This is a genomic window from Sporosarcina luteola, from assembly GCF_023715585.1.
GTDB lineage: Bacteria > Bacillota > Bacilli > Bacillales_A > Planococcaceae > Sporosarcina > Sporosarcina luteola_D.
This window is the reverse complement of the sequence record NZ_JAMBOK010000003.1, coordinates 164754-191009: the sequence shown is the minus strand read 5'-3', so window position 1 is coordinate 191009 and position 26256 is coordinate 164754. Positions and strand designations below refer to the sequence as shown.

Below are 26256 nucleotides of genomic sequence, written 5' to 3'. Positions count from 1 at the left end.
GGATATACGTTGAATAATTACTGATCATTAAGGCTATAGCGATTTGTAGTTATCAGTCTTGACTAATTCATAAGTAGCAATTTTATGGTAGAGGGAGATACAAGTATGGGTCAGGAATTATATAAAAATATTTATGGGACAAAAGAATTGTATGTTGCTCTCTATAAAGGTATAAGGACATTCAAATATATGAGAAAGAACAAGAAAATGAATAGGATATCTTCACATTTTATCGAAAGGATCATGCTAGCTGTAACGGAAGTGAATGGCTGTGAAGTTTGCTCATATGCCCATACAAAAATTGCTCTGGAGCAAGGGATGAGCGAGAAGGAAATAAAAATGCTTTTATCAGGAATTACTGAAGGAATTTCGGAGGGTGAAATGACGGCAATTGTTTTTGCACAGCATTATGCCGATACGAGAGGAAATCCATCCAAAGAAGCATGGAATCGCGTAGTTAAAGTGTATGGAACGGAAAAAGCGTTGGGAATACTGGGTGTCATTCGAACAATTATGATTGGAAATATCTATGGTATCGCATTAAGTGCATTCAGAAGCCGTATCAAAGGCAAAAAAATAGAAAAAACCACTCTTTTCTATGAAATTAAGATGATAATGAGTATTATTCCACTTTTGCCGGCTGCTTTGATCCATGCTTTTATTTCAAATCGGTTTAAAATCGATGTGATTGATTTCAATGGAAAACAAAGCGTGAAAATTTAAATGTAATAAAAGTAGATGTTTTTAATACCCCATCAAATCCGCCTCCGTTATTTGTTATAACGTTATACTAAACCGCTAACATTAACGGAAGATGAACATAGTTGAAATTCAAGTTACCTTTTTACAAAATGAAAGAACGCATGCTACTTGTGCATGCGTTCCTTTAGTATCCTTCAACCGATATGCTTCAAAGCCTCTCGCCTGCTCAACGGTTTCAGCGTATGTTCTTCGACAAACTCCCTCACGATTACCGGATCGGTTTTCGCGTACTCCCGCAATACCCACCCGATCGCTTTTTGAATGAAAAACTCATTTGATTCCACATGCTGTAGGATGATTTCAAATAATAGCTCGGTATCGGTTTCTTTTTTGAACTTTAACTGATGCAAAATAGCGGAGCGGTTTGTCCACAGATTGTCCGAGTGCGACCAGTCAAGCATCACTTTTTTCCCGTATGCACGGTCCAATTTGACGACATGGCCGACAAGATTGGGGGCGATTGCATCGACACTGTCCCACCACGATTTTGTTTCGATGAACTTCAATAGCTTCGGATAATCGTCAGTCGTGAATTGCTTTTTCATTTTATCGAGCAAAGCAATTGCGGCATACTGATATTCCCGCTCGGGCAATTCATATAGCTTCCATGCCTCGTCGAATACTTCGTCAATTTCGGGCAGCGCATATTCCCGGAATTGCTCACGCAGCAGCTCGTTTCGCAGCGGACTTTTAATGCCCAAGAACGGAAAATGGTGTTTCATATACGCTTTCATTGGCTCTGCTTGCTCGACGTTCCGGCACATTTCGAACTTCTCGATAATCCCCTTATGATTCCATTGCTTTTTCATCTTCGACACCTTCTTATCAAATTGGTCTGAAACTCTTCCTACAATTGTAAGCAAGAATCTATGAAGTGCAAAGTTGGTAGTCCGTAATACGAAACTTTTATGACCTTTTTGCCGTATAAACAGTTGAATGAATCGTTTGTGAAAAGGAGGCAGGTTGATGAAAAGGAACTATCGACGGAAATTTGGGGCCGCCATATTTTTGGTACTGATTTCCCTCGCAGTTACAGGGTGCTCGCAGCCTGATGATGATCAAGATCCGATCAAGGAAGCGGTAAAAAAGGTTGTTGAACTTCAATTGAATGCGCCCGATGAGAAATCACTTTTCGAAAATTATTTGCCGGATACATTCGATGAGGACGAAATGGATGAAGGATTTATTGAATTCAAGAAGTATTTGGAGGAAACGTACAAACCCTATTTGACGGAAAGCACTTTCGAGCAATATATATTGACGAATGAACTTGTTGCATTCCATCATTCAGCTAACAGGTTTGATTACCAACTGAAAGTGAACCATGTGGATGTTGAGCAAAACGAAGTGACGCCGACCAATTACAACTTCACCGTGGATTTGGACTATGTCAATAAAGACGGTGAGGAAACGCCGATTAAGCTAACAGGCGTTGCCATTATGCGGGACGACAAAATCGCAAAAATTTCGTACCTCGGTGAAAAGAAATTAATAAGAAGTTTGATAAGTGGCGAACCAATTAACGTCAATGAATAAGGGATAATAAAAACCGTCCCAGGAAACCTCCTGCGACGGTTTACAAATTGCACGATATAATCAGCTTGGCAGCAAACGATGGGCCAACACAAGAATCCCGTAACTGGTTCCCCAAGATTTGAAAGAGTCTTGAACTTTAAACGTTAACCTTTAAATTGTAAAGAACTTTAAGTTGTAAGGTTTATAGCTTTGAACGCTAAGGTTTGAGCTTTCTCTTTGCTCGTTCACTAGTTGAAAGTAAAGGTAAGCCGGTTTCTATTTCACCCAAAGAACTCCGGAAAAGAAGGGTCTTGTGGATATCGTTTTCGATTACTCATGCAATACGCCTTAAATGGTTATTTTCGTAAGGGCATTGGACTCGGACAGGACCGCATCCACTTCAGCTTTAAAGCTGGAGATCCGCTCTTCCCATTCTTCAATTCGCTTATCGAGGTTCAACGGATCGATGAGGACGTACTCGTTCCGTTCCTTAAATGATTTCGTATGTAACTCAACCTCTTCTTTTTTCGCATGATCTTTATTACCTAAAATTGCTGTTAAATAATCTTCCAGTCGTGACGGAAGTGTATCGTTTTCCATCGACAGTTTACTGATAGCCATTCGGCGTTTTCCAACCATCGCGGCAAGCAATTTTTCTTCATTTGCAATGGATGACTTGCGCTCAATAGCTTTGGCGACCGTCATCTTCTCTCCAGCCACCACAACCTCGGTAATTGCATTCGATTGTACAATTGCGTCTTTCAGTCGATTGCGCCGTTCAATTAACGATACCGCCTTATCGAATCCGGCTTGGACCGTCTTTTCATAGTCTTCTATAGATAGGCCATTGATTTTTTGTGCAGATTTCCGGTCGGTGGCAATGAAATCCGCCTCTTGAATCACTTTTGGAATACGGTCATTCAATGTTTTCAATTCAGATAGAGCACGGTGAATCGACATCGTTTGAGTGGTAGTCATCACATTTCCTCCAATCAGATTGTTTCATTCTTCCATTATACATAAACAGTTGAAAGAAACGTAGCTATTCAGGATCACCGTTCAATCCAAAACCTACGAACGACATTGCCATGCGCTTCCGTGAAGCTCTCGTCCTCTATTCCGCCATTTTTGATAATGACTGCAGCTGAACCGACATTATCTTCATTGCATGTGACAAGCACAGAATGGATGCCCAGCTGATCCGTTTTCTTCAATGCCTCAGACAGCAAATAGGTCGCATACCCTTTCCGCCGTTCCGAAGGGCGGATCCCGTAGCCGATGTGTCCGCCGATTTGGCGTAAAGCATCATTCAAGCCATGTCGGATATTGACCATTCCTACGAGCCGTCCGCTGTCATCGATAAGAAAATAATTTGTATTCAGCATCCGGTTGTCGAGCCCCGCTTCCTTTGCCGCCATCTCTTCCAAATATACTTCATAAGGAATGTCCGCTTGCAAATGAAAACTGCTAGGCGTCATTCGGGCATCATCCCACTCATTCATATATGCAATATGTTCTGCTTTCCATTTCAAGGACGGTTTCTCAAGCCGCATGTAAACTCCCCCAGACTTTAATTATCATCTTAATATTCTGTCACAAATAGAGCCATCCGTCCATGTGTTGTGAATAAAAAGCATAAACGTTATTTGAAAGGAGTAGGATTTTAATCAGCCATAGTGGTTGTCCGGGAGTGGAATATCGCGAAGATCAACTACCCAAGATTCCATTAATGCTCATGGTCTTCTATTTGCTCCTTCAAGATATTTAATAGAAGAAAACGATCGGCAGAGGTCCCTTGCTGGCACCCCTCCAACGTATAAATGAACAATTGCTGTCCTTCATCTTCCACCAGTTCCGTGCAGGACATGCTCATTTTCCGAGGATTGTCCCCTCGCTCCTTATTTTTCGATTGATCGATTTCCAAATCGAATTCAGCTCCATCGAAAGATAAATTGTACAATGTCGGGTTTCCTTCGAGTGTGTAGTTGGTGATCCGTACGGAGGCCACTTCATCCTCTTCGACACTTTCCAAGAAATGTTGGAATCGGTCAAAGTTGAAAATGGGTCCGTTCATATTGATGACATCCCCGTTTTTGACGGCTTTTTCACTATCGTAGGAACAAGCGGCTACTAGGCATACTAGGGGCAACAAAAAGAAATACAGTTTTTTCGGCATATGATCCCTCCAATGGCGTTTGTTTCTCAACTTCACTATATGCGTCAGCTTTGTCTCTTTATTTCTAGCAATATTTTGGAAATCGCTTTGTTATTGGATAGGTCTAAGGTAACAAAATGACAATATAACTCAGGAAATGATCGATAAAACTTGGAAATGAACGATAACTGACTGCAACTGAACGATAACTCTTGGGAAATGATCGATAACTTCTAAGCCGTTAAATCTTATAAAGGGTTATAGCAATTCACTGCCATTTCAAGGTACAATAGTTAGAATGTTACATCTACTCAAAGGATGGTGAATTTGCATGTACAAATTGTATTGCCGCAGCTTTCAGCGTGTGATGAAAGTGTCTACTCTTTTTCTGCCATGGCGGGAACCCCAGCTACTCGAAGGGGAAAATAGTTTAGCAGAGCTTCCGAGGTTGATTAAACGAGAAGGCATTAAAACGGTTTTGATTGTGAGTGATACAGGGATTGTGGCGACAGGGTTAATGGATGATTTCCTTGAAGGTTTGCGGAAGGAAGGAATTAAGTTTGTCATGTACGACAAAACTGTCCCGAATCCGACGATCGATAATATCGAGGACGCGCTGCAACTCTATAAAACGAACGATTGCGAAGGCCTTGTCGCATTCGGCGGCGGATCGCCGATTGATTGTGCGAAAGGGGTCGGTGCACGCTTGGCGAGGCCAAACAAAACCATTCCCCAAATGAAAGGCATTTTGAAGGTGATTAAAAAAATGCCGCCACTATTCGTAGTGCCTACGACGGCTGGGACCGGCAGTGAAGCAACACTCGCCTGCGTCGTTTCCAACAGTGAAACGCATGAGAAATATGCACTCATGGACACCGCACTCATTCCGCATTTCGCAGTGCTGGATCCGTTGCTCACCGTGAAACTTCCGAAGCATATCACGTCCACAACCGGAATGGATGCTTTGACGCATGCAGTCGAAGCGTATATCGGCAAAAGCAATACGAAGCAGACAAGACAATGGAGCACGGATGCTGTGAAGCTCATTTTTGAAAATCTTTACGAAGCTTATTCCAATGGGTTAAATATAGCTGCACGGACGAATATGCAAAAAGCCGCCTATCTCGCAGGAATGGCGTTCACTCGCGCCTATGTCGGCAATGTCCATGCCATCGCCCATACGCTGAGCGGGTTTTACAATATGCCGCACGGACTCGCCAATGCCGTCATCCTGCCTTATGTCCTCGACTATTACGGGGAAACTGTCTACGAACCTTTGGCAGAGTTGGCGGATGCAGCCGGTGTTTGCGCATCTTCCGACTCCACCAGCGAGAAGGCACTGAAATTCATTCAGGCAATCAAGGATTTGAATGGAAAGATGGAAATTCCTGTGAATGTGGAATGCATTATCGACAGCGACATCCCGCTCATGGCAGAGCGCGCGGTACAAGAAGCGAATCCACTTTACCCGGTGCCGAAGATATTATTTAAAGAGGATATGGATAAGCTGATCCGAACGATCGGGGCGTAACGGAAAAACACGAGTCCCACGCAATGGACATATACTGAGGCATCGAAGAAATGCGGAGGTTGCCTATGTATTATTCCTCTTTTCCTTATGGATTCAATTCCCGGCAACAAGCTTTCATGCCGGTCCACCCAGGATATATGGCGATGCCCACTCCGGCACCGCAAGACGGAAGAAGCCCCTTTCCTCCGGTAAATACGCGGAAATTAAACGAATCGGCCAAACGATTCAAGCAAGTGATGAATGAAGCGAATCTATTCATCGGTACGCTGACAGCTTCAGATGATTTCGCCCGCCGGCTCATGGACGCAGCACAACGTTCGGACCAAAAAGAAGTTGAGCGGCTCGTCCGCTCGACAGGTGTAACCATCAAATACACTCTATCCTACACACCCTCCGGCATCCGGATCGACTTCTCGAACAGCGACGCCCAAAACAGCTGCTGCACGTTGCGGATGGCGCTAGGTTGGTGAATAAAAGAAGCCAGTCAGAAAGCGTTACGGGTTCGTTGAGGGGGAAAACATGCATTCGGGGACGCAATTCGCATATGAATTGTGTCTCCTTTTTTATTGATGTATCAATGTTCAAGTAAATCTCACCACAATTGTTAAGCCAATCAACAACAGTACCTAAATTTATGTGTCTCTGCTCCTTACACAGCTACTATACGTGTTAATTGGTAGGTGGAATGGATCCTTGAATATAATTCTGAAGTAATTGAAAATATTGAAGAGCGCAAGGGATACTGTGCTAAAATAGAGTTTTAAGAAGCCGCCTTATTCAACAAATGCATCCTTTAGTTGAATAGGTAATTCATTCTTGGGAGGATGCTTATGAAAAAAATACGTAAACTTTCATCACTTTTACTGTTGGTAGCTCTGATTGTGAGTGGGTGTGATTCAAAAAGCAGGGACGGAGAACCTCTTGACATTAAATTCGGTTATGTTGGGGATTTATTCAAATATAAGGATGCTTATGTTGGGGATAACAGTGCAGTAGGGAATATTGTAAGTCGATTAAAGAATGCAGAGCGATTTAAAGGATTCGAACTGAAAACAGATGAGGAGCCGTATGGCATCATTTTGAATTACAGCTATGAAGAATCGGAACAGGATTATAAAGATATTGTTATTTATAATGCTACATTTTTATTCACCTTACTTCAGAATGCAGATTGGATCATGTTTAATTTTGAGAATGAAGAATACACAATTACTAAAGATAAACTAAAAAATTGGTATGGAGAAGATTTTACAGGAATGCAAAGTGAGGATGAAGTAAAAACGTTCATACAAAAACACTCGGATGATGAAAATAAAGTAGACGAGTTATTTAATTAACGGGCTCGATTTCACAAGTTTGATCATAAAGAAGACCACCTAAATTAGTAACGGGTTCGGTTGATGGGGAGAAAAGTGCAATTAACAACGTACCTAACAGGTTAATCAGCATTTATTTCAACAGTGAAATAGCTATATAAAAAACAAGTAAACGCTCAAATCTGAGCGTTTATTTGCGAAATATTTTACTTTCCTTATTGAGCTAAAGCACCCGTAAGTTGAAGATCATAAGGAAGATTAATAATCAAATCAATAAGAGAAGATGAAACTTCATAATAAACAGTAATTACTCTCCTAAACCTTCTAAATGTTTTAGGTTGTGTAAATCAGGAGTAACCCACCCTCGTTGGGTAATATCACTTTTATTACGGGCGAAATATTTATATTCCACTAGTGGTTCGGTATCAAATATTACGCCTATATAATATGGATTCAGGTGTTTATAGCCGTCCTCACGATGAGGCACTATCCTATATTCCCAAGTTTCCCCAGGGTACTGTTCTTCCAAATGCATCTGAATATAACCTACTTTTTTTTCAATTTGCATATCAATCCAATATGGACGTACAAAATAAAAAATACCAAAAGACACCAAAAATAATATAGCCAATCCCTGAATAACTTTTCTCCATTTTCCTTTCAAAACAAGAGAAACTAATAGAATAACAAGTAAAATCCCACCGACTATGATCAATTCGATTAGTTCAGCTGGATGCAATGAATCCCCCCTTTTTTTGAAACAGGTAGAGTTTGTTCTTCAGCTAACCTGCCTTGTTAGTTAAAGAAAAAAGAGCCGCTGTCTAAGCAGCCACGATCTTCAAGTAAAGCACCCGTTACTTGAACAAGAGTCTCCAAATCCTACCCGCTTTTTCAATACAAGCGTAACTGATGACTAAAAGTGTTTTACTTTTTCAGAATATCCAACAAGCAGTATCCAAGCACTATTCCTGCTGCTGTCGTGAATGGAGTACTAATTGTTATTATTAAATAGTCCTGAAATATTGAATGTTGACCAATCGAGGTATAAGTCCAAATGAGATAAATCAAAACGGGAGAAGTTACGATAAAAAAGGTTGGGGCACCAATTGCTAACAATTTCACCCAATCGAATGTCCATTTTTTCTGTTGCTTAATGTCTTTGACCAATACAGGTAGCTTTAATAGCATCCCAATAATGACAGGAAACACGAGACTGTACATAAAGAATAATTTGTTATCAAACGTTTCTTGGGCAATGAATTTTAAACTCATATAATATTGGCTTCCTAGATAACAGATGAAACCAATAAATAGAACCCATACAAAATAATACATAAAACGTTTCATCTAAATACCTCCTTACACCTGTTACCTATTATACGAGTCAACATATAAATAGTTGCAGTTTTCAATATATTCATTTATGCATTTTCTTATTGAACTAACCTCCACGTTACTTCAATAAGAACAGTAACCCGTCTTTGTAGCTTGTTCTTCAAGTAAAGCACCCATTAGTAAAATATGTGCATTATAATCATTGTTTTTCTTCTTTTGTACTCTTAGATTTGATTAGCGAATAAATATCTTTGACATGAAGTACAAGCAACCCTATCAAAAGCAACCAAACAAAATGTACTTTGTAACCAATCTCGTCCAGCATATATTCACGATATGTAAACGTAAAGTAGCAAATAAATATAAATAATAGCAGGTCCCAGACTACGGTCACTATTTCTTTTAGTTCTTTTTTGTCATTCAGTAATCCAATTTAGATCAGCCTCACGATTAGAAAGGCTGCGAGTCCACTTGGATAATTTGACATATCTACATGAAAACCACGAAAAGCATCCATTGATAACCCCCTTTATTTTGATGTCCCATTTTTTTGAAAGTATCGTCTAAGCAGCTCTGATTCTTGAGTAAAGCACCCGTTAATAAAAAAATAATCCGATTACTTGCATTGATTGATGATTATCTTCGCGGATAATCCTATCTTGAATCCCCAAATTGCCTCTTTATATTTTTTATCCTTCCGAGCCAAAATTTCACTTACTTCAATAAATTATTTAATTATTCAACTCTCTTTTTAATATTAAATACAATATATAGACTAATAAGGTTACTATGCCAATTTCATATATTAGTCTCATAATATCAAGCTCATAAATTGGATTATAACCATCAATCGTAAAGTGCTGTGTTTGTAATTGCCATAAAGGAACATATTTTTTGCTATGAAATTCAAGATTTGGTCCCCACTTTAATGACACAGGTACAAACAAAACACCAATGCAAAAAATCAGTACAAAATAGATAGAAAATAATTTTTTCAAAAGTTTACCCCCTTCCTACCCGTACAAATAATTTACATATATTAACTTATTCAATGCGATCGTAAAAAAACCTTCTTCTTCAACTAAACTGCCGCGTTAGTTCAATAAGAATAGCGAGGCTAATACAATAATCCCGCCTTTGATAACTGAAAAGTCATTTTAAGGTTCTTGAAAACCTATTGTTCCCATCAGGAAAACAATGAGATAAAAAAGTAATGCCAAGATATTTATTAAAATGAAACCTGCTCTTGTACCATCTTTAATACCAAACCATCCAAATATGATTCCTAACATCCCAAACACAAAAGGCAAAAATAGACTTATATCTATGATGTAATCAAATAATCTTTCGTTCCAAATTGGAGTAGCCATTAACATAAACATTAACAGGGATAATAAAGAAAAAGATTTCTCGATATTTTTCGATTTAGCTTTCATGATAAAATAGTAACTTACGATTAGAAAAACCAACAAAAAAAGCCACGTCATTACATCCCACCTCTCGTATAACCTCACTTCTATCACTTATTCAGTGTTCCTCAAAATGGTCCGATTGTTGAACAGAAGTTAAACAACACTCTTCAACTAAACTGCTTCGTTAGTTCTATATGAAAGAGTCCCAGCAGGTCAACGATCTTCAAGTGAAGCACTCGTTAGTAAAGACATTGTTAATTTTGCACCTCAATATTATCAGCACCCGCTTGACTAGGGCTTCTTTGCTCTTATCGTTTTTTAGTAAAGAATCGATTTCTTGATAATCCCCCATTTAGTACCATTTCTTATTCGTCTATCAGCTCTTGGATTCGTTCTTTGGAAATCGAAAAAGGAGTTGCAAGAAAAACCATAAAACCACCTATCATATATATAAAGATACTAAGTCCCAAGTTTGGATGTGCCGGTGTGAAGCGCAGCGCAGACATAATGACAATCCCTACGATAATCATGATGGCGAGGGCTTTCGGCCATTTGACGAGTTGCTTCGTTTTGCCGGGATTCACAAAAACTGAAGCAATCCGCTCTTTCCATAAATGACTCAATAGGAATAAAAACACTGTAACGACCAGGAAAGGCCAAAAAGCTACCGAACCATATACCGCCCTAACAAAAGGCATCATTGCAAAAATAGATAGTCCGGTAAGTATCCAATACAACTGGAGGGAATTGTACCGCCTTGGGTCGCTCTTACTATAACGTCTCCACAATAGGAGGAGACGGAACATAATGAAAGCCTCCAATGTTAAGTTGATGGGCAGCCAAAAAGAGAACTGTCCTTCCGGTACAGAGCTGGCCACTAACACAAACAAAAGATGCAGAAAAAATGCAAAGACAATAAGATTATCCGCTTTCACTGGTCTGTTAATTTCCTCTTTTAACGTCATTGGGTCTCCTCCTCTTTCAAGACAAGATATGTAGGTAAGCTTGACTTGTAATTTCAAGGTGATGGGATTCTTTTCCGAGTAGTCTTTTATCAAATGTAGATTTATGGTCAATGGATACTACATCAAATTCGATGTGTCCCCAAATGCAGTATTTTTTATTGTTTTCTCCCCATCAACCGAACCCGTTACACGCAAGGATGGATATTTTTATGTTCACGATAAACGGGCATCCAGTAATCCGATTAGCTTCTCTATCACCGCATCTGTCGTAATAAAACAACTAATTATGAAATACTTCCTCTTCCTGTGTATCTTCAGCACGTATGCATTGCTTACGCCAGGTGTATAAACAGGATGGTTCGAATGAACTTCCTCGATTTGATACGATCGAATGCTATTCCATGGTACAAACCGCCCCTCGCATATCACACCGTCTTCCACGATCGCAAATAGATTCCAAGCTGGATTAAATATCATCAAAGGCACTATAAACATGGCATAAAGATTCCATCCTACCACTTCGCTGTCATACAAATCATAAATTACCGTGATAATAAAAAAGAGAAACAAGAGACCTAAAGCACAAATGCCCCTTAGTAGACTAGCAACCACCGGCAAATCCAATGCTTTTTTTGGTTGTGCCCGCATCGCCTTCAAGTCTTCTTCTGTGACAGGAAAAACGACAGCTTGTTTCAATTTACTTTTGAGCCGATAGAACTTGAAAAGAACATATCCGAAGAGTAACAACAATACTACACTCACTATAATTTCCATCTGATACTTCCCCCCAAGTTCAGAAACCACAATTCACACCGCTATTATTTGTTAGTAAAATGATCCAGCCGATTCATAAACCTGACAAGCCGGACGTCCTCCCTTCCTTCAAGTAGATGGATACCCGTATCACCTGTGGCAAATGCAACTTCACTATAGGCTGATTGAGAAATGCTTTCAGAAGATTAGATATCAGCTTATGGTCTAATTCCCCTTTACTCCCAATTCAACAACTTCCACTCCCTCTCAGTTGCAAGTCCCGTTTTACGACTGTCTATTCTTTATTCAACTAATCTGCGGCGTTAATTCAATAAGGAAAAAGAGCCGTAAGCAGCCCAATGATCTTCAACTAAAGCATTCATTAGTTGAACAAGGAATTATTTAACTTCCGCAATTTTAGAAACAGGAATTTCAATTTTTGTTCCTAATACATCATCTGAATCCAAGGAAAAATCAGCAATAGCTTCAAATTCATAAGTACCTGTCTTTAATTTAAGTTTTTCTATCCCTTTAAATTTTACTATGTGAGGTTCATTCCGAATCAGTGTAGTTGTTAATAATGGTTGATTCATAGCACCAAAATATTCAAAATCACCATCTTGTTGATAGACATTTAAGAAAAAAATACTTCCACCATGATATATATCTTTTTCTGCTGCTTCTCCTATATAAGTAATCGTGGCATAAACAGTAAGGTCTTTTTCAACATTTAGTGTTACTTTGAAATCATCTACCTGTTTAGACTCATTGGTGATTTTCGGTTCACCACTTACATTTTCTTCATTGTTATTATTTTTTACACAGCCAAATAGTCCGAAAATCAAAATTATAGAAACAACGATAAATAATTTTCTAATCGTTCCCACTCCCTTTTACGATTAGACGGAATCCTAGTCGGTTTGTTTCATGCTTAATCATACTAACCTGCACCGTTAGTTCAATAAGAAAAAAGGCTTTAACCCTTCTTGAAGTAAGCACCCTGTTAGTTTAAGAAGAACAGAGACCTCCTTAAACAATATCGCCCTATTGTAGGCGAGGATTGCACTAAACATTATCCTTTCCAGCCATTAAGGCTGAATGTTTTCTAATACCCGAGGTTTGTCTCCATTGTTTGAATACATGATGAAATACTCCTTCTCTTCCTCAATTAGGTTCCAAATTGCCCTTTCTTTTATCATTATCTTAAACGTTTCTTCTTTGCTTGGATCGTTCGAGTCATTTACCAAAATCCAAAATTCTTTGTTATTGTTTGACTGACCTTTTTCAATCACAGTTAACGATGAGGCAGTTGAAGTCCCTCCACAAGAGGCAAGTAATAACGTGAAAAGGATAATGAGTGTCCCAAAAGTTTTTTTCATAGATTTACCCCCAATGAATGAATAATGAATTCATCAATCTGGCCCGATTGTTGAACACAAGTTAAACAACACTCTTGAACTAACCTGCACCGTTAGTTCAAGTAAGAAAAAAGGCTTTACCCCTTCTTGAAGTAAAGCCCCCCGTTAGTTTAATAAAGCACCCCTCTGTAAAATAAGTCTACAAGTATATAAATAATCGGTGATATCACGAAGAATGTATATACTGCACCAAGTATCATTTGGTTACGCGAATCTCTATTGTCCTTGATGTTTTTTATGAGAGTTACTAAATTTAGAAACCATAAAATAGCTGCTACTATTGGAATAGCAAACAATAAGAATAGCCCCATTTCCCTCTCATCCTCCTAAATTATTGATGAAAATTACTTTCTACATCCTTTTCCTTCTTCAACTAAACTGCCGCTTTAGTAACAATTTCTAAAAAGGAATCAATCCCTTTTTGGATCAACGCCCTGTAAGTGTAATATAGCTGAATAAAGAATTACTATTGTTCTAATATGCTTCTTAATTCATTAGTTTGTTCTTTAGAAAGGGCAAAGTAACCATTTACACCGTCATTAGATAAAATTGAACTACCGTCGTCTTGATAGTAAACATATAACCACAATTCAGCAATGCCTTCCTTGGGTCTATCAAGCGAAAAGAATGTGTCGGGTTCACTATCTAAGTCTTTTGGTTCTTCAATCTCCGTTCTTTTTCTAATGATCGCCCTCAAAGCTTCGATTGATTCCGAGTCCTTGATTTCTTTATTAATTTTTATTCCTTCAATTCCATTAACAGGAGTTCCTACTCGAATCACTTCATCAGATGATGAACACCCTGAAAATATTACTGGCAAAATTAAGAACAATACTATCCAGATAAACTTTTTCATTTAAATCATTTCCCTTCAAATAATAAACATCTCTTTATTCGATATTTGTTCTTTAAATTCTTATTCAACTAAACTGCACCGTTAGTGAAAGAAAGAGAAGTCAAATGCAAAACGAGTGAAAAGGACTATTAAACACAAAGTAATAAAGGTATTAAAACAAATGGGAAGCATGTTTTTTAATTCAATTTTAAACAGCTCCAGTACTGAACGATAAAAAAAGAAAAAGATTATTAAACCGATAAAATAGAATACTGGAATACCTATACTAAACATAATCTTTGCACCTATATCTATATCTACGGTTGGACTTCTATCAGCAGCAGTAAAACGCATACCACTTATATAAAACAAGATTACCAACTGGAAGACATAGGTTACCGCTATTGTTGTAACAAAATAAAATAAATAAGATAGCCATCTTTTCATTTGCCCACCCCCAGTAAAGCACCCATTAGCTCAGTCGTTTCAATGAAAACTCTATTTCGGCTTACACTCAAAAGAATAACTTCCCGTGAGATTATTATGGATTTCTAATATGGCTTCTCCACCATTTTTATAACAGCCGGTGAGGAGTAGATTTATCTCTGAATTGTGGTAATAACTAGTGGTAATCATTAGTATAGCCCCTGCAAATAATACAAGAACGAATAGCCATGCAATTCCTTTTAAATCCTTTCTATTAAAAATACTTATTTTCATCCCCTCCTATGTCAGGATCAACAATTTCTCCCTCTATTCATAACTTTATACGACCTCACCGGCGAAAAGTTTCTATAATTCTAAAAACAATTCAAAGTATGTAACTGATGATCCTGGAGTAGAAGAATTAATAACGAAGAGTTATTTATTAACCATCACTGAAACTTGTACTCGACAAGGACGTATTCCTAGTTAGAATGCTACTGGTCAACAATAGTTGAATAAGGGAGCGTGAATAATGAAAGCCATATCAAGTTTGATAATGTTCTGTTTACTAATTATGCTGGGTGGATGCGGCAATGATACAACGCTAGAAGAAGCTATTAAAGAGAATAAGGAATGGGAGGATGTCTTTTACATCACCCAAACAAATGATGAGTATGCTTTAGTGTTCATGGAAGAAGCGGATGGAATGATGAGGGCTGGGTTAGTCGTTAATCGCAAAAATGGATGGGAAGCCAGTGATACAACAGGCGGCTTAGGGATACTTGACCTATCAAGAGGTTTTAGCGGTATGTCAGGACCCTTGTATCTAAATGACAAAGAGTTTTTAGTCTTAACTTGGGGTTTAATCGCAGATGAAGAAATAGACAAAATCGAGGTGGTGGATAACAAAGATAAGGGAGTGAATATAATTGGAACTAAAAATGATATGAGAATATATTATATTGTTGATACGAATATGAAAGATGTTTCGGCAGAATACAAACTTGCTGCTTTCTCGAAGGACGGCAAGATTTTGTATGAGTGACCTCGAATAGGACCCTCACTACCAAAAAGGTTTAGGCATATGTATAGCAGTAGTGAAGAACCTAGGAGGTGAACTGCATGCCAAGCAACCCATTGCAGACGCTGCTGACACAAACACCGGAAGAAGGGTATGCATTAGCGGTCAAACTTGCACAAAAAGGGGTGGGAGTTACACAGCCTTCTGAGGAGATCAGAAAAATGCTGCGACCAGTATATTCGAGAGATGCGGACAGCTTAATCGCTGTTTCACAAGTCATCGCAACCCATTTCCAAACAGTAGCCGCCGCCAACAACTACTGGCGTACATGGACACCGCCATACTACTAAATTGTGTGGGAATTGTGTGGGTGCCTGTGCATGGTGCATTTATGACAATTCATTAAAAATAATAAAAATGCAATAGAGATCCCGGTAAACGTTGATTTCACTGGGTTCCCTATTGCATTTTGTACAATTGTAGCGAATTATCTGAATTGCATCTTACACAGGCACCTGCAATATGCCGTGATGTTTTACTCCTTCGCATGGTGTTTTTTCAATAGGTGAGAGATATATTTATCCAATGCAGCACCAATTATAAACCAAAACAATATGGTTAAAACGTACTTTATTGCTATTGAAATGTTGGCGGGATGTGTAACGTTTTCAACAAACCAATGCGTTCCCATTATTTGAAAAGGAGGACTTGCAAGGAATAACAATATGGATTTGTCATCAAAACCCAATAGGTTGAAAAGGCATATACCGATAGCAATGATTGTGAGCCAAAAACTGAATTTCTTATATATCATCATATATCAACCTCGTTTCATCTTTTAAACAGATAAACAGAGACCCAATAAAAAAGTTTATATATTACCCACTTTCAGCAACAATCCTCTAGGGCCGTTAGTGGAAGAATACAGAATATATTACAACGGCTAATAGTAATACCAGAATCATTATCCCTGTACCCTTCCAACCTAAACCACCCACCAAATCAGAAAGGTTACTTCCCTGAATACTGCTTGATCGATATTTTAATTCATTTTGTCTAAGTCTCTCCCTTTTATCTTCGGGCGTATCGTTATCTCCGAACATTTTCTCACCCTTATGAAGTATTATTCCGCATCCTGATCCGTTTGTTTATCGGGAACGTTTTTTTCGTTATGTACTCACCCCACCTGAACACATCAATATAGATAGCGGCCAAACAACAGAAACCCTTTAGTAGATATTAATACGATTTCACAACTCCAAAGTTTCGATAAATCCCGAAAATAAAATGCTAATCCAATGAATAAGACCGCCCATGCACACGATCATGGGACGGTCTTTGAGCTCTTCATTTTCACTTCAACAAATTGTGTGGGAATTGTGTGGGTGCCTGTGCATGGTGCATTTATGACAATTCATTGAAAATAATAAAAATGCAAAAAGGAACCCAGTAAACGTTGAGTTCACTGGATTCCCTTTTGCATTTTATACAATTGTAGTGCATTATCTGAATTGTGTCTTACACAGGCACCTGCTGAAGGGCACCAGACCGGGTACCTGCAAAATTATTCGACCGAGTTCACTCTTGGTCGAACCACAGCAGTTCTTTGTCGTTTTCGTCGCCGTTGTAGTTGATCAATATTTCTTCGCCGGCTTTTATATCTGTATATGCATAGAAGTCAAACGTATGCTTTTCAAAGCTGATTTCGTACGTTGCATTTGGCTCATAGGAATGGTTGAATAACATTCCGTACCCAAGGAGGATCGCGGAATGTTTAATGCCATATTCAAAGGCATAATCAGACAACAACGTTTGCTCAATGTGTGGGTGCTGGTCGTTTGGATAGGCAATGACGGGTGCTTCATGAACCATCGTTCCTTTGGCGATATCACATGTGGCAAATACCCCTCTATTGAATTCACCGTCACTCAGTGAAGATGTTTTTACTTCGATCATGCTGTTCACCTTCTCACTTGTAAAATGTACTTTCTTACTATACCATGTATCGACGCAATGAGTGGTTTTATTCACTTTTAAAAATAAAAGTCACTTCATTAAGAAATTACAACCACAAAAAAAGACCCTACACGTAGGGTCCTTTTCATGCAATTATTAAGCTTTTTGAACGTTTGTAGCTTGTAGGCCACGTTGTCCTTGCTCAATTTCAAATGTTACGCTTTGACCTTCGTCTAAAGATTTGAAACCGTCGCTTTGAATTGCTGAGAAGTGTACGAATACGTCTTCTCCACCTTCACGCTCGATGAATCCAAAACCTTTTTCTGCGTTGAACCATTTAACTGTACCTTGTTCCATAGTTATTGCCTCCTATGTGTGGATCTCCACACAATATGTTACTATCTTTGTTCAAATACCTTAGACGAATAACAAAATCTATTCTCAATCTGAAAAAGAACAAAAATAACTCTTCCTTAGATTAACAGACATATGATGAAATAGCAAATAGTACGATTCTTATTTCAAAAAACATGTTGAAATCGCCTTATTCCATACATAGCAGGCGCCCGTCCATTGTGCATTTATGACAATCCGTCAGGCACCTGCAGTTGATTTTATTAAAACGGGCCCCAATCTATAATGACTCCGATTGAGAGGAAGATGATGCCGAGCACTGTCCAGATGAGCAAGAGCGGGAATACGAACCGGATCCATTTCGTCCAAGCTACCCCCGCAATGGCCAAGTTCGCCATCAAGATGCCGGATGTAGGCGTAATGACATTTGTAAAGCCGTCACCCATTTTATACGCCTGCACGGCCACTTGTCTCGGAATCTCCATCAAATCCGCAAGCGGTGTCATGATCGGCATGACAATGACTGCTTGTCCACTTCCTGACGAAACGAGGATATTGAACAGTTCATTTGCGATAAACATGACAATTGCGCCGCTCACACTGGTGAAAGGAGTCATGACATTGGCCATTCCTTGAACGATCGTATCGAGGATTTTACCATTCTCGAGAACCACTACAATTGAGCGGGCCATCCCTATGATCATCGCTCCGTAGACAAGTCCCTTTGCCCCTTCAAAAAATTCTTTCACAAGCCGATTCGGTGTCAAACGGGCGATCACCGCCGTTCCGACTGCAATGATAATGAAAATGGCAGCCATTTGGTTAAGGCTCCATTCATATTTGAATACGCCGAAGACATACAGCGCGATGCCTAGTACAAGCCATAGAAGAACGAGCTTATGTATACCTGTTATTTGCACTTCTTCTTTCAATTCATTCTGCTCTTCCAACTTCGGGAACGGATTGTTGCCAAGTACGCTCTTCGCGGGATCCTTTTTTATCCGCTTCACATACCAGGCGACGTAAAGGATCGTGGAAATCAAGACAGCAATATAGATAATCACCCGGTAGCCGATCCCAGAGAAGAGGGGCAATTGCGCAATTTGTTGCGCCGTCCCTGTCGTCAATGGATCTAGAAACGCGGTATTGAAGCCTGCGTAAGCACCGAGGTAGATGATTGACACCCCGACGATTGCGTCTAGTTTCATCGAACGAGCTAAAATAATTCCGATTGGAATAAAGGCGATCACCGCATTTACAATAATGCCAAGCGTACCGAAAATCGAGAATAAGACCATGACGATGGTGATTAAGACAATTTCCTTGTTCTTCGTTTTCTCGATCGTTTTTAATATGAGTGCATCAATTGCTCCTGTCGACTCAATGACTGCAAAAGAGCCCCCGATGATTAACACTAAGAATATCAACGGCGCAGAAGCGATCATTCCATCTTGGATTGCCATAAAAACATCCATCGGGCTGACAGCTGAGGACTCAATCTTCTCATAGCTTCCCGGAACGACGACTGTCACGCCGTCAACCTCTTCCCTCTGAAATTCCCCTGCAGGAATTATGTACGTCAAGACTGCCATAAGGACAAGTATCATGAATAGGATTACATAGGCATCCGGTATGCCTAACGTTATCTTCTTTTTCTTCTCCATGCTGCCACTCCTTCCTGAATTGTCTTTTTATTCTGTTGACTATTCACATGATAAATCATATAATTTATTTTGACAACAGTAAATTATATGATTTATTACAAAAGAAAGACTGGTGTAGGCATGACTTACTACGACAAGACGAAAAACGAGTATGATAACCTGACGCCGGGACTAAAGAAGGTCGCTGAAGTATTGCTGACAAACCCGATCCTGTTCGCGACGCATCCTGCAAAAAAAATTGCCCACGTGTTGGATGTAAGCGAAACGATGGTTATACGCTTTTCCAAAGCGATCGGTTATGATGGATTCGGCTCACTTCAGGCGGACGTCAAGCACAACCTTTTGACAATCAAGCCTCCCAAAAAGGTGTCTGCTGAAGACAAGCATCCGTTCCGCCGCATCATGGAGAGCGACAGCAATAACATCAACCACATTATCGATCATTTGGACTGGAGGATCGCGGAGAATATCGTGGACTCTTTGCAGAAGGCTGAGAATATCCAAGTGGTCGGCTACTACCAATCTTTTGCGTATGCGCATTGGTTTGCGGTTCTTCTGAACAAGCTCCTCGGCAACACGCAGCTTTACCGGCCCGAAACGGATATCGGCATCTCGAAGCCAGGAAGCGGCCAATGTGTTGTCATTTTTTCGTACTTTCGGTATGCAATCGGCACAATCCGGTTAGCGGAGGAAGCCCGGGATCAAGGCAATCAAGTCATCGTCATCACCGATTCCCGCTCTTCGCCGGTAGTGGAATATGCCGACCATGCGCTCGTCATACCGTTTGCCCAACGTTCCGTGTTGGAAAAAGGGCCGGTCACATTTTCGGTGTTGAATAGCCTTCTGCTGCATATTGCGCACCGAATCGATAAGTTAGATATTGTTAATCCGACAAATAATTATTACATCCAATGAATTCAAGGGGGAGTTTGTATGAGCAATGCAACAAAGGAACAGGTAATGGAGACATTCAATCATTTGCACGCAAATCCGGAACTGAGCTGGGAAGAAGTGAATACGACCGCTTTCATTAAGAAGAAGTTGGAAGAAGCAGGCTGCACTGTGACTGCGTTTGACGACTGTACGGGAGTCGTCGGCGATATCGGCAACTTCTCAGGAAATGTGCCGATCATTGCACTCCGGGCGGATATGGACGCATTGTGGCAGGAAGTCGATGGAGTCATGAAAGCCAATCATTCCTGCGGTCACGATGCCCATATGACAATGGTGCTTGGCGTTCTGCAACGTGTGAAAGACAGAAAGGACATTTTGGATCAAATCGGCGTCCGTTTCATCTTCCAGCCGGCTGAAGAAGTTGGCGCCGGGGCACTTAAACTTGTGGATAAAGGGGTCGTTGACAATGTCGATTTCTATTACGGCATCCATCTACGGCCGTTCCAAGAGACGGAGAATGGCAAAGCCGCCCCTGCTATCGTTCATGGTGCGACATGGACCATTGAGTTCGAAATCCGTGGAGATGATGCGCACGGAGCCCGTCCACATCTCAACCGCAACGCTGTTGAAATTGGAACGTATATCGTAAATGCAATTCAGACGATCCATCTCGACCCGACTATTCCCCATTCTGCTAAAGTGACCCGCTTTCAAGCAGGCGGCAGGAGCACGAACATCATCCCTGGAAGCGCGTCACTTGCAGTCGATTTGCGTGCGCAACAGAACGAAGCGATGGATATTCTCGTGAAGAGGGTGCACGATGTGCTCGACTCGGCCCGTTCACTATTCAATGCAACGATCAATATTACCGAGGACTATGGCATCGCAGCTGCCGTGGTGCATCCGGAAGCGGAAGCGATGGCGAGAAGCGCGATAGCGGCTGTATTAGGCGAAGAAAACACGGCAGATCCGATCATTACGCCGGGCGGTGACGATTTTCATTTTTATACGATCAAGAAACCGCACTTGAAAGCAACGATGGTCGGACTTGGATGCGATTTAAAGCCTGGATTACACCATCCCCACATGACATTCGAACGGGACGCCATGTTCAATGGCATAGACGTCCTCGTGAAGATTCTGGAATACCATTCGAAAGGGGAAAAATGAATGATGAAGCCCATTACGATAAAAGAAGTTGTTCTCCATCATATCAACGTCTCTCTCACTGCACCGTTCACGACAAGCTTTGGGACGATGCAACGTAAGGATGTCTGCTTAGTGGAAGTGATCGACGAATCCGGAATGTCAGGTTGGGGGGAAACCGTAACAAGCAACGAGCCCTATTACAACGAGGAAACAACAGCAACGACTGTGTATATGCTGAAGGAATTTCTCATTCCCCGCTTGATTCATAAGGAAATCAAGCATGCCGAAGATGTACATGACATGCTGCAGTTCGTTCGCCGCAATAACATTGCAAAATCCGCTATTGAAACAGCGATGTGGGATGTTTTTGCTAAGAAAAACGGGAAGTCCATCGCTGAACTTCTTGGTGGGAAAAAGAACGAAATAGAGGTTGGGAAAAGCATCGGAATTCAAAAAGACCCGGACGCGCTGGTCGAGAAGGTCCGCCAGTATGTAGATGAGGGCTTCCGCAAAATCAAAGTGAAGATAAAACCCGGCGCTGATCTTGAGTATATTGCTGCAGTCCGTAAAGCGTTTCCCGATATCCCTCTTATGGCAGATGCCAATTCCGCCTATACACTGGCTGATACCGAACAATTGAAAAAGCTAGATCAATACAACCTGCTCATGATCGAGCAACCGCTTGCCCATGACGATATCATTGACCATGCCACTTTGCAGAAACAGATCAGTACGCCGATCTGTCTGGATGAGAGCATTCATTCATTGGAGGATACCCGAAAGGCAATCGAGCTCGGCAGCTGTAAAATCATCAACATTAAAATCGGACGGGTCGGCGGACTGACAGAGTCGAAACGGATCCATGACCTGTGCCAAGCGAACGATATTCCCGTCTGGTGTGGCGGTATGCTTGAAACGGGCGTAGGGCGGGCTCATAACATCCAACTGACGACACTCCAGAACTTCACGATACCGGGAGACACGGCGCCTTCCTCCCACTACTGGGAAGAAGATATTGTCACTCCTGAAATTACAATGGACCATGGCATCATCCTCGTCCCTTCCGGTGATGGAATCGGCTATGAGGTAGATCAGGAGAAACTGAAGAAGGTGCTGACAAGCAGGGAAACGATTACGTCCGCTGAATCTTCCCACCCGATCCCTTCCTAACAAAAACAACTACCTGCACAAGGGATGATCCCCGTGCAGGTAGTTTTTTGTAAAATGCCATTCGCAGCAGATGAACCTATGCCAAAAACATTTTTACTTCAAATAAAAAGACGAGCCGTCTATCATTTCAACGTTTGCCCTGTCCTTGATCTGCTTGATTAACGTAAAAAGGGCTTCATCCTTCTGCTTCGCCTCAATCATACAATCAATTTGCGGGACGGAACCTTTGATTTCATTCAGGAACCTGAAGAACATGTCCATATCCACATACTCCGCGTGGTGCCGAAATTTGTCCTCGCTTTTCGGACTTGAAATATGCATTTTGATCGGCAGAGGGGACGCTTTCCATGTATCGACGACACGTTCCCATTTATCTTCCCACACTTTATCTCGGTGAAAGGCCAGATGATGGTGATAATCAAACGCAAGCGGAACACCGAGTTTCTCGCAAAGATAGAGCGTATCCTCAAGGTTGAAGGACGTATCATCATTTTCCAGCATAATCATCTGTTGAATGGGCAGCGGAACCTCGCCCCACTGCTCCACAAAACGCTCTAACGATTTCTCAGTGTCTTTGTAATTGCCGCCGACATGGAGGACACAGCGATGAGTGGGATCGAGCTTCATTCCTTTTAACAGCAAGTAATGCATCTTTAAGTTCTTTACCGAATTGACTAGTACATCCCGATTCGGGGAATTCAAAACGACAAAGTGATCAGGATGAAAATCGACTCTTATCCCATGCTCTTTTACGAAGCGCCCAATTTCAGCCAACTTCCCTTTCAGCGGCTGCATATAATCCCATCCGGCAAGCTCTGCATGATCCGCCAACGGAATCAGCTTGGAGCTGAAGCGGTAAAAATGGATTTCATTAAATAGATTATGTTTAAGGATTCGATGTGTATTCTCCAAATTCTCCAGTGCAATCCGTTCCAATTTGCGGATTGCCGCTTCACGGTCCTCTTGTTTTTGGAACTGCGTAAACGTCATCGTTTTAGACGGGGACGCATTTTTCAGTTCCATGCTCATCGCTACAAATCCCATTCGTACAATTGTCATATCGCACCTCAACTCACCCATAATTGAAAAGACATGAATAGTCTCCTCCCCGCCAAGGACAACTATACAGCGCCCCCGCAAACCCATATAAATTGTGCGGGAATTGTGTGGGTGCCTGTGCATGGCACATTTATGACAATTCACTAAGACTAATGAAAATACATAGTAAATTTAATCGAACGTTGACGATACCACATTCCCCTATTTCTTCTATGCAATTGTAGTGTATTAACTGAATAGTGTCTTACACAGGCACCCACACAGGTACCCACACAATTCGCCGATAGTGATGACAACCCAAGTTCTATTTGAATACCATAAAGGAGATGAATAGGTAAGGAGAGAAGCGGATTGCAGATTCATGTCGTCAGACAGGGTGATTCCTTGTGGAAAATTTCCCATCAGTACGGTGTTACAATTAATCAAATCGTCATAGCGAACCAATTGGAAAACCCGAATGCATTAGTAATTGGTCAGGCACTTGTCATACCAACCGTTTCCCGATCGACTGTTTCAAAGCCGGTCATTGATGTAAATGCCTATACACTCAATACCGGTGAAACAGGTGCGAGGGAAATTCAAGAAGTAGGCCGATACTTAACGTATTGGATGCCATTTGTTTATAGTGTGAAAGAAGATGGGAGCTTAACGACTCTCGATGATACGGAAATGCTTAAATCCGCTGCAGCCGAGCGAATCGTGCCCGTGATCGCGATAACAAATTTCAGTGCTACAGCTACCGGATCCAGCCTTGCCCATACCGTTCTCTCAAGTCGAGAACTTCAGGAAAAGGTCATTACGAATGTGCTGGCTGTCATGAAAGAGAAAGGGTATCAAGGATTAAATATCGATTTTGAAAATGTATTTCCCGCTGACCGAGAGAATTACAATCAATTTTTACAACTTGCGGTCGATCGGTTGCATCCAGAGGGGTACTTTGTTTCCTCAGCGCTTGCCCCAAAAACGAGTAGTGAACAAAAAGGATTGCTCGTTGAAGCACATGATTATGAAGCGCACGGTAGGATTGTCGATTTCGTTATATTGATGACATACGAATGGGGCTATCGAAAGGGACCTGCCCAAGCGATCTCACCTCTTAATCAGATAAAACGGGTTCTCGACTATGCTGTCACGGTCATACCAAGAGAGAAAATTATGTTCGGCTTTCAAATTTATGCACGCGACTGGACGCTTCCATTCGTTCGGGGATCGGAAGCTGAAACATTCAGCCAGCAGGAAGCGGTGCGCCGAGCCATTCAACATCAAGTAGCCATTCAATATGATCCGGTAGCTCAATCTCCATTTTTCCGTTACGCCGATGACCAAGGGCGCACCCATGAAGTGTGGTTCGAAGACGCCCGCAGTGCACAAGCGAAATTCAATATGGTTAAAAATTATAAACTTCGTGGCATCAGTTACTGGGTACTCGGATATCCCTTCCCGCAAAATTGGCTCTTGCTCGAAGACAATTTCACGATACGAAAAAGAGCGTAAACCCACCTCTTACTGTACGTCCTCGAAACGCCTAGCTAATCATAGGCAGATACCATATACAAAGAGGCCTTCGACTATATGCCCTGTCAATCCACAAAATTCTTACGTATGTTAATAAAGACATGCATGTAAGAATTAAAGTAGATGCTAGGTAGGGATCATGATGAAAAAAACGACTAAATTAAAAAGGTTACTGAATTCACAACAACTTGAGTTTTTAATGGAGGCTCATAACGGGTTATCCGCAAAAATTGTAGAGGAAGCTGGCTTTAAAGCGATCTGGGCTAGTGGACTTTCGATTTCGGCGTCCATGGGTGTTCGGGATAATAATGAGGCTTCATGGACGCAAGTAGTAGATGTTCTTGAGTTTATGAGTGATGCTACGACAATACCGATTCTCGTAGATGGGGATACAGGATATGGAAACTTCAACAACGCCAGAAGGTTAGTTGAAAAACTAGAACAAATCGGTATAGCCGGCGTTTGTATTGAAGATAAACTCTTTCCAAAAACAAACTCCTTTATTAACGGAAACGCTCAGCCCCTTGCCCCGATTGAAGAGTTTTGCGGGAAAATAAAAGCGATGAAAGATACGCAAATGGATGAAGATTTTGTAGTTGTAGCGAGGATTGAAGCTTTTATTGCAGGATGGGGGTTGGATGAAGCACTTGCTCGCGCGGAAGCTTACCGGCAAGCCGGCGCCGATGCGGTTCTCATCCACAGTAAAAGTTCCGATTTCAATCAAATTGCTGCTTTTATGAAAGAGTGGAAGAGGAGACATCCAGTTATTATCGTTCCTACAAAATATTATTCGACACCAACTTCTGAATTCGTAAAGTCGGGAGTCAACGCGGTCATTTGGGCGAACCATAACGTAAGAGCATCAATTACGGCAATGCAGGAAATTTCAAAGAAAATCCTTAAAGATGAGAGTCTTATACACGTCGAGGATTCAATTGTAACTGTCGATGAAATTTTTAGACTCCAGAATGTAGAGGAACTTCAAAGAGCGGAAAAGAAATATTTGCCTTCCAATGCTACCCCATCACAACCGGAGACGGAGTGATTTTTT

At 41.0% G+C, this 26256-nt stretch carries 31 protein-coding genes; 12 read left to right on the top strand and 19 right to left on the bottom strand.

Annotation, left to right across the window (positions count from 1 at the left end; all coding sequences use genetic code 11):
* The first annotated feature begins 105 nt into the window (after positions 1–105).
* Positions 106–723: a carboxymuconolactone decarboxylase family protein gene (locus M3193_RS13750; RefSeq protein WP_251628749.1), complete on the top strand. Its 618-nt coding sequence runs from the start codon at positions 106–108 to the stop codon at positions 721–723.
* Between the two features lie 173 nt (positions 724–896).
* On the opposite strand, the gene M3193_RS13745 is transcribed toward M3193_RS13750, so the two are convergent.
* Positions 897–1571, bottom strand: coding sequence for a DNA alkylation repair protein (locus M3193_RS13745; protein ID WP_251628747.1), 675 nt, complete (start codon positions 1569–1571; stop codon positions 897–899).
* 157 nt (positions 1572–1728) lie between these two features.
* Here M3193_RS13745 and M3193_RS13740 point away from each other — a divergent pair, with 157 nt between their 5' ends.
* On the top strand, positions 1729–2298 hold the full coding sequence (locus tag M3193_RS13740; protein WP_251628745.1) for a hypothetical protein: 570 nt from the start codon (positions 1729–1731) through the stop codon (positions 2296–2298).
* A gap of 327 nt (positions 2299–2625) precedes the next feature.
* Here the strand turns inward: M3193_RS13740 and M3193_RS13735 are convergent, their stop codons facing one another.
* The 3 genes from M3193_RS13735 to M3193_RS13725 all read right to left on the bottom strand — a co-directional run bounded on the left by M3193_RS13735 (position 2626) and on the right by M3193_RS13725 (position 4453).
* Positions 2626–3255, bottom strand: coding sequence for a hypothetical protein (locus M3193_RS13735; protein ID WP_251628743.1), 630 nt, complete (start codon positions 3253–3255; stop codon positions 2626–2628).
* A 74-nt stretch (positions 3256–3329) separates the two neighbouring features.
* Entirely contained in the window at positions 3330–3830 is a 501-nt protein-coding gene (locus tag M3193_RS13730; RefSeq protein ID WP_251628732.1) for a GNAT family N-acetyltransferase, read from the bottom strand.
* Positions 3831–4003: 173 nt separating this feature from the next.
* Positions 4004–4453 (bottom strand): DUF4362 domain-containing protein, encoded by a 450-nt coding sequence (locus tag M3193_RS13725; protein ID WP_251628724.1) that lies wholly within the window; start codon positions 4451–4453, stop codon positions 4004–4006.
* Between the two features lie 310 nt (positions 4454–4763).
* On the opposite strand from M3193_RS13725, the gene M3193_RS13720 reads away from it, so the two are divergent.
* From M3193_RS13720 to M3193_RS13710, 3 genes are all read left to right on the top strand, one after another.
* The gene (locus tag M3193_RS13720; RefSeq protein WP_251628723.1) at positions 4764–5963 is read left to right on the top strand and encodes an iron-containing alcohol dehydrogenase; all 1200 of its coding nucleotides are present in this window, start codon (positions 4764–4766) and stop codon (positions 5961–5963) included.
* Between the two features lie 65 nt (positions 5964–6028).
* On the top strand, positions 6029–6433 hold the full coding sequence (locus tag M3193_RS13715) for a hypothetical protein (RefSeq protein ID WP_251628721.1): 405 nt from the start codon (positions 6029–6031) through the stop codon (positions 6431–6433).
* A 360-nt stretch (positions 6434–6793) separates the two neighbouring features.
* Positions 6794–7300, top strand: a complete 507-nt coding sequence (locus tag M3193_RS13710; RefSeq protein ID WP_251628718.1) for a DUF4825 domain-containing protein — start codon at positions 6794–6796, stop codon at positions 7298–7300.
* 286 nt (positions 7301–7586) lie between these two features.
* Here the strand turns inward: M3193_RS13710 and M3193_RS13705 are convergent, their stop codons facing one another.
* The 10 genes from M3193_RS13705 to M3193_RS13660 form a co-directional block, all read right to left on the bottom strand.
* A complete protein-coding gene (locus M3193_RS13705; RefSeq protein WP_251628715.1) occupies positions 7587–8018 on the bottom strand; it encodes a hypothetical protein in 432 nt (143 codons plus the stop codon).
* A gap of 185 nt (positions 8019–8203) precedes the next feature.
* On the bottom strand, positions 8204–8626 hold the full coding sequence (locus M3193_RS13700) for a hypothetical protein (RefSeq protein ID WP_251628713.1): 423 nt from the start codon (positions 8624–8626) through the stop codon (positions 8204–8206).
* A gap of 719 nt (positions 8627–9345) precedes the next feature.
* Positions 9346–9612, bottom strand: a complete 267-nt coding sequence (locus tag M3193_RS13695) for a hypothetical protein (RefSeq protein ID WP_251628711.1) — start codon at positions 9610–9612, stop codon at positions 9346–9348.
* 159 nt (positions 9613–9771) lie between these two features.
* The gene (locus M3193_RS13690) at positions 9772–10101 is read right to left on the bottom strand and encodes a hypothetical protein (RefSeq protein WP_251628710.1); all 330 of its coding nucleotides are present in this window, start codon (positions 10099–10101) and stop codon (positions 9772–9774) included.
* A gap of 290 nt (positions 10102–10391) precedes the next feature.
* A complete protein-coding gene (locus M3193_RS13685; RefSeq protein ID WP_251628708.1) occupies positions 10392–10991 on the bottom strand; it encodes a hypothetical protein in 600 nt (199 codons plus the stop codon).
* Between the two features lie 213 nt (positions 10992–11204).
* Positions 11205–11765, bottom strand: a complete 561-nt coding sequence (locus M3193_RS13680; RefSeq protein WP_251628705.1) for a hypothetical protein — start codon at positions 11763–11765, stop codon at positions 11205–11207.
* A gap of 377 nt (positions 11766–12142) precedes the next feature.
* Positions 12143–12631, bottom strand: coding sequence for a hypothetical protein (locus M3193_RS13675; protein WP_251628702.1), 489 nt, complete (start codon positions 12629–12631; stop codon positions 12143–12145).
* Between the two features lie 201 nt (positions 12632–12832).
* The gene (locus tag M3193_RS13670; RefSeq protein ID WP_251628699.1) at positions 12833–13123 is read right to left on the bottom strand and encodes a hypothetical protein; all 291 of its coding nucleotides are present in this window, start codon (positions 13121–13123) and stop codon (positions 12833–12835) included.
* A gap of 505 nt (positions 13124–13628) precedes the next feature.
* Positions 13629–14018, bottom strand: a complete 390-nt coding sequence (locus M3193_RS13665; protein ID WP_251628696.1) for a hypothetical protein — start codon at positions 14016–14018, stop codon at positions 13629–13631.
* Positions 14019–14099: 81 nt separating this feature from the next.
* The gene (locus tag M3193_RS13660) at positions 14100–14444 is read right to left on the bottom strand and encodes a hypothetical protein (RefSeq protein WP_251628694.1); all 345 of its coding nucleotides are present in this window, start codon (positions 14442–14444) and stop codon (positions 14100–14102) included.
* Positions 14445–14955: 511 nt separating this feature from the next.
* On the opposite strand from M3193_RS13660, the gene M3193_RS13655 reads away from it, so the two are divergent.
* Both M3193_RS13655 and M3193_RS13650 read left to right on the top strand, forming a co-directional pair.
* Positions 14956–15468 (top strand): hypothetical protein, encoded by a 513-nt coding sequence (locus tag M3193_RS13655; protein ID WP_251628691.1) that lies wholly within the window; start codon positions 14956–14958, stop codon positions 15466–15468.
* A gap of 77 nt (positions 15469–15545) precedes the next feature.
* Positions 15546–15794: a hexameric tyrosine-coordinated heme protein gene (locus tag M3193_RS13650; protein WP_251628689.1), complete on the top strand. Its 249-nt coding sequence runs from the start codon at positions 15546–15548 to the stop codon at positions 15792–15794.
* A 561-nt stretch (positions 15795–16355) separates the two neighbouring features.
* On the opposite strand, the gene M3193_RS13645 is transcribed toward M3193_RS13650, so the two are convergent.
* The 4 genes from M3193_RS13645 to M3193_RS13630 form a co-directional block, all read right to left on the bottom strand.
* Positions 16356–16547 carry a DUF6366 family protein gene (locus M3193_RS13645; protein WP_251628687.1) on the bottom strand — a complete coding sequence of 64 codons (192 nt, stop codon included), beginning with the start codon at positions 16545–16547 and terminating at the stop codon, positions 16356–16358.
* Positions 16548–17022: 475 nt separating this feature from the next.
* The gene (locus M3193_RS13640) at positions 17023–17400 is read right to left on the bottom strand and encodes an SET domain-containing protein (protein ID WP_251628685.1); all 378 of its coding nucleotides are present in this window, start codon (positions 17398–17400) and stop codon (positions 17023–17025) included.
* A gap of 156 nt (positions 17401–17556) precedes the next feature.
* Positions 17557–17757 carry a cold-shock protein gene (locus M3193_RS13635; RefSeq protein WP_147058293.1) on the bottom strand — a complete coding sequence of 67 codons (201 nt, stop codon included), beginning with the start codon at positions 17755–17757 and terminating at the stop codon, positions 17557–17559.
* Between the two features lie 260 nt (positions 17758–18017).
* Entirely contained in the window at positions 18018–19418 is a 1401-nt protein-coding gene (locus tag M3193_RS13630) for a YfcC family protein (protein ID WP_251628684.1), read from the bottom strand.
* Between the two features lie 87 nt (positions 19419–19505).
* Between M3193_RS13630 and M3193_RS13625 the strand changes: the two genes are divergently transcribed.
* The 3 genes from M3193_RS13625 to menC are packed head-to-tail and all read left to right on the top strand — an operon-like array spanning position 19506 to position 22631.
* Positions 19506–20333, top strand: a complete 828-nt coding sequence (locus tag M3193_RS13625) for a MurR/RpiR family transcriptional regulator (protein ID WP_251628682.1) — start codon at positions 19506–19508, stop codon at positions 20331–20333.
* A gap of 18 nt (positions 20334–20351) precedes the next feature.
* On the top strand, positions 20352–21482 hold the full coding sequence (locus M3193_RS13620) for a M20 peptidase aminoacylase family protein (protein WP_251628680.1): 1131 nt from the start codon (positions 20352–20354) through the stop codon (positions 21480–21482).
* A 3-nt stretch (positions 21483–21485) separates the two neighbouring features.
* On the top strand, positions 21486–22631 hold the full coding sequence (menC, locus tag M3193_RS13615; protein ID WP_251628955.1) for an o-succinylbenzoate synthase: 1146 nt from the start codon (positions 21486–21488) through the stop codon (positions 22629–22631).
* Positions 22632–22724: 93 nt separating this feature from the next.
* Here the strand turns inward: menC and uvsE are convergent, their stop codons facing one another.
* Positions 22725–23690: a UV DNA damage repair endonuclease UvsE gene (gene uvsE / locus M3193_RS13610; RefSeq protein ID WP_251628678.1), complete on the bottom strand. Its 966-nt coding sequence runs from the start codon at positions 23688–23690 to the stop codon at positions 22725–22727.
* 351 nt (positions 23691–24041) lie between these two features.
* Between uvsE and M3193_RS13605 the strand changes: the two genes are divergently transcribed.
* Both M3193_RS13605 and aepX read left to right on the top strand, forming a co-directional pair.
* Positions 24042–25184, top strand: coding sequence for a glycosyl hydrolase family 18 protein (locus M3193_RS13605; RefSeq protein ID WP_251628669.1), 1143 nt, complete (start codon positions 24042–24044; stop codon positions 25182–25184).
* A gap of 163 nt (positions 25185–25347) precedes the next feature.
* The gene (gene aepX, locus M3193_RS13600) at positions 25348–26250 is read left to right on the top strand and encodes a phosphoenolpyruvate mutase (RefSeq protein WP_251628667.1); all 903 of its coding nucleotides are present in this window, start codon (positions 25348–25350) and stop codon (positions 26248–26250) included.
* The last annotated feature ends 6 nt before the right edge of the window (positions 26251–26256 follow it).

Excerpts from the sequence above, each read along its gene's own strand:
- M3193_RS13700 (WP_251628713.1), bottom strand. The coding sequence starts at position 8,626 with ATGAAACGTTTTATGTATTATTTTGTATGGGTTCTATTTATTGGTTTC.
- M3193_RS13655 (WP_251628691.1), top strand. The coding sequence starts at position 14,956 with ATGAAAGCCATATCAAGTTTGATAATGTTCTGTTTACTAATTATGCTG.
- M3193_RS13730 (WP_251628732.1), bottom strand. The coding sequence starts at position 3,830 with ATGCGGCTTGAGAAACCGTCCTTGAAATGGAAAGCAGAACATATTGCA.
- M3193_RS13740 (WP_251628745.1), top strand. The coding sequence starts at position 1,729 with ATGAAAAGGAACTATCGACGGAAATTTGGGGCCGCCATATTTTTGGTA.
- M3193_RS13640 (WP_251628685.1), bottom strand. The coding sequence starts at position 17,400 with ATGATCGAAGTAAAAACATCTTCACTGAGTGACGGTGAATTCAATAGA.
- M3193_RS13635 (WP_147058293.1), bottom strand. The coding sequence starts at position 17,757 with ATGGAACAAGGTACAGTTAAATGGTTCAACGCAGAAAAAGGTTTTGGA.
- aepX (WP_251628667.1), top strand. The coding sequence starts at position 25,348 with ATGAAAAAAACGACTAAATTAAAAAGGTTACTGAATTCACAACAACTT.
- M3193_RS13745 (WP_251628747.1), bottom strand. The coding sequence starts at position 1,571 with ATGAAAAAGCAATGGAATCATAAGGGGATTATCGAGAAGTTCGAAATG.
- M3193_RS13665 (WP_251628696.1), bottom strand. The coding sequence starts at position 14,018 with ATGAAAAAGTTTATCTGGATAGTATTGTTCTTAATTTTGCCAGTAATA.
- M3193_RS13620 (WP_251628680.1), top strand. The coding sequence starts at position 20,352 with ATGAGCAATGCAACAAAGGAACAGGTAATGGAGACATTCAATCATTTG.
- M3193_RS13735 (WP_251628743.1), bottom strand. The coding sequence starts at position 3,255 with ATGACTACCACTCAAACGATGTCGATTCACCGTGCTCTATCTGAATTG.
- M3193_RS13685 (WP_251628708.1), bottom strand. The coding sequence starts at position 10,991 with ATGACGTTAAAAGAGGAAATTAACAGACCAGTGAAAGCGGATAATCTT.
- M3193_RS13645 (WP_251628687.1), bottom strand. The coding sequence starts at position 16,547 with ATGTTCGGAGATAACGATACGCCCGAAGATAAAAGGGAGAGACTTAGA.
- M3193_RS13670 (WP_251628699.1), bottom strand. The coding sequence starts at position 13,123 with ATGAAAAAAACTTTTGGGACACTCATTATCCTTTTCACGTTATTACTT.
- M3193_RS13630 (WP_251628684.1), bottom strand. The coding sequence starts at position 19,418 with ATGGAGAAGAAAAAGAAGATAACGTTAGGCATACCGGATGCCTATGTA.
- M3193_RS13715 (WP_251628721.1), top strand. The coding sequence starts at position 6,029 with ATGTATTATTCCTCTTTTCCTTATGGATTCAATTCCCGGCAACAAGCT.
- M3193_RS13725 (WP_251628724.1), bottom strand. The coding sequence starts at position 4,453 with ATGCCGAAAAAACTGTATTTCTTTTTGTTGCCCCTAGTATGCCTAGTA.
- M3193_RS13690 (WP_251628710.1), bottom strand. The coding sequence starts at position 10,101 with ATGACGTGGCTTTTTTTGTTGGTTTTTCTAATCGTAAGTTACTATTTT.
- M3193_RS13650 (WP_251628689.1), top strand. The coding sequence starts at position 15,546 with ATGCCAAGCAACCCATTGCAGACGCTGCTGACACAAACACCGGAAGAA.
- M3193_RS13660 (WP_251628694.1), bottom strand. The coding sequence starts at position 14,444 with ATGAAAAGATGGCTATCTTATTTATTTTATTTTGTTACAACAATAGCG.
- M3193_RS13625 (WP_251628682.1), top strand. The coding sequence starts at position 19,506 with ATGATTTATTACAAAAGAAAGACTGGTGTAGGCATGACTTACTACGAC.
- uvsE (WP_251628678.1), bottom strand. The coding sequence starts at position 23,690 with ATGACAATTGTACGAATGGGATTTGTAGCGATGAGCATGGAACTGAAA.
- M3193_RS13720 (WP_251628723.1), top strand. The coding sequence starts at position 4,764 with ATGTACAAATTGTATTGCCGCAGCTTTCAGCGTGTGATGAAAGTGTCT.
- M3193_RS13680 (WP_251628705.1), bottom strand. The coding sequence starts at position 11,765 with ATGGAAATTATAGTGAGTGTAGTATTGTTGTTACTCTTCGGATATGTT.
- menC (WP_251628955.1), top strand. The coding sequence starts at position 21,486 with ATGAAGCCCATTACGATAAAAGAAGTTGTTCTCCATCATATCAACGTC.
- M3193_RS13750 (WP_251628749.1), top strand. The coding sequence starts at position 106 with ATGGGTCAGGAATTATATAAAAATATTTATGGGACAAAAGAATTGTAT.
- M3193_RS13710 (WP_251628718.1), top strand. The coding sequence starts at position 6,794 with ATGAAAAAAATACGTAAACTTTCATCACTTTTACTGTTGGTAGCTCTG.